Here is a 5,116-nt window from a genome sequence, read left to right on the forward strand (position 1 = left end):
GTGCCCGCCCGCGGCGCACCGGGCTCCGCCCGCGGCGCCGCCACCGGTCTCACGATCCGGTACGAGCGTCCCGCCAGGCGGGCGGGACGCGTACCCTCGACACCCGGGGCACCGTCGAGCGCGCGCGGCGCGAGCGCCGCGCACCGCCCGAGGGAACCCGGGCAGCGGCCTTCACCGAGCGCCGCGACCCCAGCCCGATCCAGCCTGATCCCAGCAGAACGACCCGCAGAACCAAGACCCTCCCGGGAGCGCCGAGCCATGCCGACACTGAGGTCCCGCACCGTCACCCACGGCCGCAACATGGCGGGGGCGCGCTCCCTCCTGCGCGCCGCCGGCGTAGCGCGCGAGGACTTCGGCAAGCCGATCATCGCCGTCGCCAACAGCTTCACCGAGTTCGTCCCCGGCCACACCCACCTCCAGCCGGTCGGCCGGATCGTCTCCGAGGCCATCAGCGCCGCCGGCGGCATCCCCCGCGAGTTCAACACCATCGCGGTGGACGACGGCATCGCCATGGGCCACGGCGGCATGCTCTACTCGCTGCCCTCCCGCGACCTGATCGCCGACTCGGTCGAGTACATGACCGAGGCGCACTGCGCCGACGCGCTGATCTGCATCTCCAACTGCGACAAGATCACCCCCGGGATGCTGATGGCCGCGCTGCGCCTCGACATCCCCACCGTCTTCGTCTCCGGCGGACCGATGGAGGCGGGCAAGACCACCCTCGTGGACGGCACGGTCCGCTCCAACCTGGACCTGGTGCACGCCATGTCCGAGGCCGTCAGCGACACCGTCTCCGACGAGGACTTGGAGCGCATCGAGGAGGCCGCCTGCCCCACCTGCGGCTCCTGCTCCGGCATGTTCACCGCCAACTCGATGAATTGCCTGGTCGAGGTGTTGGGGCTGGGCCTGCCCGGCAACGGCTCCGTGCTCGCCACCCACACCGCGCGCCGCGAGCTCTACGAGGCCGCCGGCCGCACCGTCGTGGAGATCACCAAGCGGTACTACGACCAGGACGACGCCACCGTGCTGCCCCGCGCGATCGCCTCGCGCGCCGCCTTCGAGAACGCGATGGCCCTGGACGTCGCCATGGGCGGCTCCACCAACACCGTGCTCCACCTGCTGGCCGCCGCGCAGGAGGCCGGGCTCGACTTCACCATGAGCGACATCGACGCCGTCTCCCGCCGGGTGCCGTGCGTCTGCAAGGTCGCCCCCAACGGCGACTACCACATGGAGGACGTCCACCGGGCGGGCGGCATCCCCGCCATCCTGGGCGAGCTGCACCGCGCCGGCCATCTCCACGAGGACGTCCACGCCGTCCACGCCGACTCGCTCGCCGAGTGGCTCAAGAGCTGGGACATCCGCGGCGGCTCGCCCTCCGCCGAGGCGACCGAGATGTTCTACGCCGCCCCCGGCTGCGTCCGCTCTTCGACGGCCTTCTCCCAGTCGGAGCGCTGGGACACCCTGGACACCGACGCCGCGGGAGGCTGCATCCGCGACGCCGCCCACGCCTACAGCGCCGATGGCGGCCTCGCCGTGCTGTACGGCAACCTCGCCACCGACGGCTGCGTCGTGAAGACCGCCGGCGTGGACGAGTCGATCTGGACCTTCACCGGACGCGCGGTCGTCGTGGAGTCCCAGGAGGCGGCGGTCGAGGCCATCCTCCAGAAGCGCGTCACCGAGGGCGACGTCGTCGTCGTCCGCTACGAGGGGCCCAAGGGCGGGCCGGGCATGCAGGAGATGCTCTACCCGACCGCCTTCCTCAAGGGGCGCGGCCTGGGCGCCAAGTGCGCGCTGATCACCGACGGCCGGTTCTCCGGCGGCACCTCCGGGCTGTCCATCGGTCACGTCTCCCCGGAGGCCGCGGCCGGCGGCACCATCGCCCTGGTCGAGAACGGCGACCTCATCGCCATCGACATCCCGAACCGCACCATCGAACTCAAGGTGGATGACGCCACGCTCGCCGCCCGCCGCGAGGCGCTCGACGGGCAGTACCGGCCCGTCGACCGCGAGCGCAAGGTCTCGCTGGCGCTGCGCGCCTACGCCGCCATGGCGACCAGCGCCGACAAGGGCGCCGTCCGCGACATCACCAAGCTGGAGGGCTGACCGCCCGAAGGCCCCCCGCACGTGACGACGCCGGCCGCCGCTGCGCCGCCTACGGACGGGTTCGCGGGTGTTTCGCTCGTTCGGTCCGGTGAACCCTTTCTGCGCTGGGTAGTGTGGGCGGCACGAGGCAGGATCCCGTGCATGGGAGGACTCATGACCGCCGCCGAACCGCGCCGCCCCGTCTCCTGGCCGGTGCCGCCCGAAGGCGGCTGGACCGTGGAGGACCTCTACCGGCTCCCCGACCTCCCGCCGCACACCGAGCTGATCGACGGGAGCCTCGTCTTCATGAGTCCGCAGCGGGACTTCCACGCGCTGACCATCACCCTGCTGGAGATGGCCCTGCGCGGCCACGCGCCGACGAGCCTGCGGGTACGGCGTGAGACCACGGTCGTTCTGGACACCCGGAACGCGCCGGAGCCCGACCTGGCCGTGGTGTCCGCCCAGGCCGCCGCGCGCGGCCTCACCACCACCCGCTACCAGGCCGAGGACGTCGTCCTCGCGGTCGAGGTGGTCTCGCCGGACTCCACGGCGCGGGACCGCGACACCAAGCCGCACAAGTACGCCGCCGCAGGAATCCGGCACTTCTGGCGGGTGGAGATGTCCGCCGACGACGAGAACCCCGTCGTCTACGTGTACGAGCGCGACGACGTCACCGGCACCTGCGTGCCGACCGGCATCTTCCACGACCGGCTGAAGGTGTCCGCGCCGTTCCCCGTCGACGTCGACCTCACCGCCGTCCACACCCTCTGAGCCGCGGGCGACCGGCGCGGCGCGACCGGAACGCCCGCTTCCGCCCACCTCCCCCTCCGGCTCCGGGCGGCGCCCGTCATAATGACCGCCATGAGCAAGGAGCCGCAGAGCGTCGCCGAGGGCGACGACGCCCCGAAGCCCGAGCCCATCCGCTTCTACGGCACGACCTGGGTGGACCGCTCCGGGCTGTACCCGGTGCGCCGGTTCGCGCTGGGGCTGGCGGCGGTCTCGCTCGCCGTCGTCGGCGTGGTCCTGCTGCGCCTGGTCTACGAGGGGCTGTACATCGCGAACTCCGCCACCTGGCTCACCACGCTCCTGGTGCTGGCGTTCGCCATCTGCTCGGCCGTCGCGTTCAACCGCACCTGGGCCTCCTACAAGCGGCCCGTCCCCGCCGACGAGCACGCGTTCCGCTCCATCAAGGCCATCGGCTTCGTCGGCGTCCTGCTCGCCTACGGCATCCGCAGCGGCCTGGAGGCGCCGGGGGAGCAGCTCCGCCGCTCGGTGTACGAGCAGGAGCTCAGCCAGTACCGGCGCCGCACCTCCAAGCGGACCGGCAACCCCTCCCGTCGGACCGCCAAGGGCGGTCGCCGTCGCCGCTGACCGCGACGGCGGGGTCACCGTGCAGGTCAGGGACGGTAGGTCGACAGCACCGCACCCGAGCCCATCGCTCGGGAGTCCGCGAGCCGCAGCGACGTGCGACCCGGCAGCGCCTCCAGCAGCGACGGCCCCTCGCCGAGCACGACCGGGCTGACCAGCACCCGCAGCTCGTCGAGCACGCCCGCCGCCAGCAGCCCCGCGGTCAGGGTCGGGCTGCCGAGCACCGCCATCGCCCGCCCGGGCCGCTGCTTCAGCTCCGCGACCGTCCCGGCGAGGCCGCCCTCCCCGACCGTCAGCAGCTCGCTGTTCTCCCACGGGGTCTCCCGCAGCGTCGAGGAGACCACCAGCTTCGGGAGTCCGTTCATCAGCTCCGCCACCCGCGGGTTGTACTCGCGGCCCGTCTCGGTGGGCCAGTAGGCCGCCATGCCCTCATAGGTGCGGCGGCCCAGGAGCACGGCGTCGGTCTCCACCAGCTGGTTGAGCGACAGGGCGTCGAACTCCTCGTCGAGGGTCTGCCACGACAGGTCCCCGCCGGGTGTGGCGGTCCGTCCGTCGAGGCTGGTGCAGATGAAGGCGTACAGGGTGCGCACGGTGGTCTCCCTCGTCTCGCTCGGGTGTTGCTGATCCCTGAGGCGCTGCTGCCCGTGCTCCGGCCGGTCCACGCGCCGCCGTTCCCCGACCGGGGCCGATCCGGAGCCCGGCCCCGCTCCCCACCGTGCCCCGCCGCCACCATCTCGGCCATCGGAGTGTCGCCCGTTCGCCGCAACTTCCGCCGCTCCGCCCGCGCCTCCTCGACACCGGCTTGACCAGCGGATACACGCCGAAGTTCCCCCGCCCGGCCCGGCCGGGCGACCCGCCTGCGACGCGGTTCCCGCCGCGCGCGCCGCCGCGAATCCGGGTCGTATCGGAACAAGCGGTGCGACGCGCGCACCGCCGCCGTGCCCCCAGCGGAGGACCAGATGCGCCTGACCCGCCACGGCCGTGGCCTCGCCACAGCCACCGCCGTACTCATATCCCTCGGACTCTCCGCCGGTGCCGCCAACGCCCAGGACGACGGCACCGTCGAACTCTTCCCCAACCCCGCCCACCCCGGAGACGCGGTCGCCGTCAACACCGCCGACTGCGACGGCGACGACACCGCCCGCGGCGACGCCACGACCCTGGGCGGCGGCACCTTCACCCTGCGGCCGGGTGTGGTGCCCGAGATCCTGATCGGCCAGTTCACCGTGCCCACCCGTGCCACTGTCGGCGACTACGGGGTCGGGGTCACCTGCGCCAACGGCGACGTCGTCACCGGGACGCTCCGCGTGGTCCAGGCAGACTCCACCACCTCACCGACCGCGTCCCCCACCAGCACCCCCACGGCGACGGCGTCCCCGACCGCCACGCCCACCGCCTCCGCGAGCCCCACCGTCCCCTCGGGCGGGGTCAGCGGCGGTGTGGGCGGCTCCGACGGCACCATCGCCGTGTTCGCCGGGAGCTCCGCCGTGCTGCTGGCGGTCGGCGCCGGCGGCGCCTGGGTGCTCCGCAGGCGCGCCGCCTCCGCCGACGACTGAAGCGTCGGCGACCCGCCCTCGACCGCGCCCGCCGTGCGCACCGAGTCCGGGCCCTGCCCTGTCGCCCGACCTCCGCGGTCAGCGCCGGGCCCGCTTCGGCCCCCCGGGGG

The 5,116-nt window shown here is 73.5% G+C and carries 5 protein-coding genes; 4 read left to right on the top strand and 1 reads right to left on the bottom strand.

Going from position 1 to position 5,116, the window contains the following annotated elements:
* Positions 1 to 258: 258 nt before the first annotated feature.
* The 3 genes from ilvD to HCJ92_RS22030 all read left to right on the top strand — a co-directional run bounded on the left by ilvD (position 259) and on the right by HCJ92_RS22030 (position 3,453).
* On the top strand, positions 259 to 2,103 hold the full coding sequence (ilvD, locus tag HCJ92_RS22020) for a dihydroxy-acid dehydratase (protein ID WP_167935360.1): 1,845 nt from the start codon (positions 259 to 261) through the stop codon (positions 2,101 to 2,103).
* A 141-nt stretch (positions 2,104 to 2,244) separates the two neighbouring features.
* Complete coding sequence (locus tag HCJ92_RS22025; RefSeq protein WP_209311448.1) at positions 2,245 to 2,853, top strand: Uma2 family endonuclease; 609 nt, start codon at positions 2,245 to 2,247, stop codon at positions 2,851 to 2,853.
* 90 nt (positions 2,854 to 2,943) lie between these two features.
* Positions 2,944 to 3,453, top strand: a complete 510-nt coding sequence (locus tag HCJ92_RS22030) for a hypothetical protein (protein WP_167935361.1) — start codon at positions 2,944 to 2,946, stop codon at positions 3,451 to 3,453.
* Between the two features lie 26 nt (positions 3,454 to 3,479).
* Here the strand turns inward: HCJ92_RS22030 and HCJ92_RS22035 are convergent, their stop codons facing one another.
* Positions 3,480 to 4,040 (bottom strand): dihydrofolate reductase family protein, encoded by a 561-nt coding sequence (locus HCJ92_RS22035; RefSeq protein ID WP_167935362.1) that lies wholly within the window; start codon positions 4,038 to 4,040, stop codon positions 3,480 to 3,482.
* 369 nt (positions 4,041 to 4,409) lie between these two features.
* Here HCJ92_RS22035 and HCJ92_RS22040 point away from each other — a divergent pair, with 369 nt between their 5' ends.
* Positions 4,410 to 5,006 carry a hypothetical protein gene (locus HCJ92_RS22040; protein ID WP_167935363.1) on the top strand — a complete coding sequence of 199 codons (597 nt, stop codon included), beginning with the start codon at positions 4,410 to 4,412 and terminating at the stop codon, positions 5,004 to 5,006.
* Positions 5,007 to 5,116: the final 110 nt, after the last annotated feature.

Origin of the sequence: Streptomyces spiramenti (assembly GCF_012034385.1) — a bacterium.
GTDB classification, from domain to species: domain Bacteria; phylum Actinomycetota; class Actinomycetes; order Streptomycetales; family Streptomycetaceae; genus Streptomyces; species Streptomyces spiramenti.

What these genes read in the sequence shown, in the direction of transcription:
- HCJ92_RS22030 (WP_167935361.1), top strand. Translation starts at nt 2,944, where the DNA reads ATGAGCAAGGAGCCGCAGAGCGTCGCCGAGGGCGACGACGCCCCGAAG.
- ilvD (WP_167935360.1), top strand. Translation starts at nt 259, where the DNA reads ATGCCGACACTGAGGTCCCGCACCGTCACCCACGGCCGCAACATGGCG.
- HCJ92_RS22040 (WP_167935363.1), top strand. Translation starts at nt 4,410, where the DNA reads ATGCGCCTGACCCGCCACGGCCGTGGCCTCGCCACAGCCACCGCCGTA.
- HCJ92_RS22025 (WP_209311448.1), top strand. Translation starts at nt 2,245, where the DNA reads ATGGGAGGACTCATGACCGCCGCCGAACCGCGCCGCCCCGTCTCCTGG.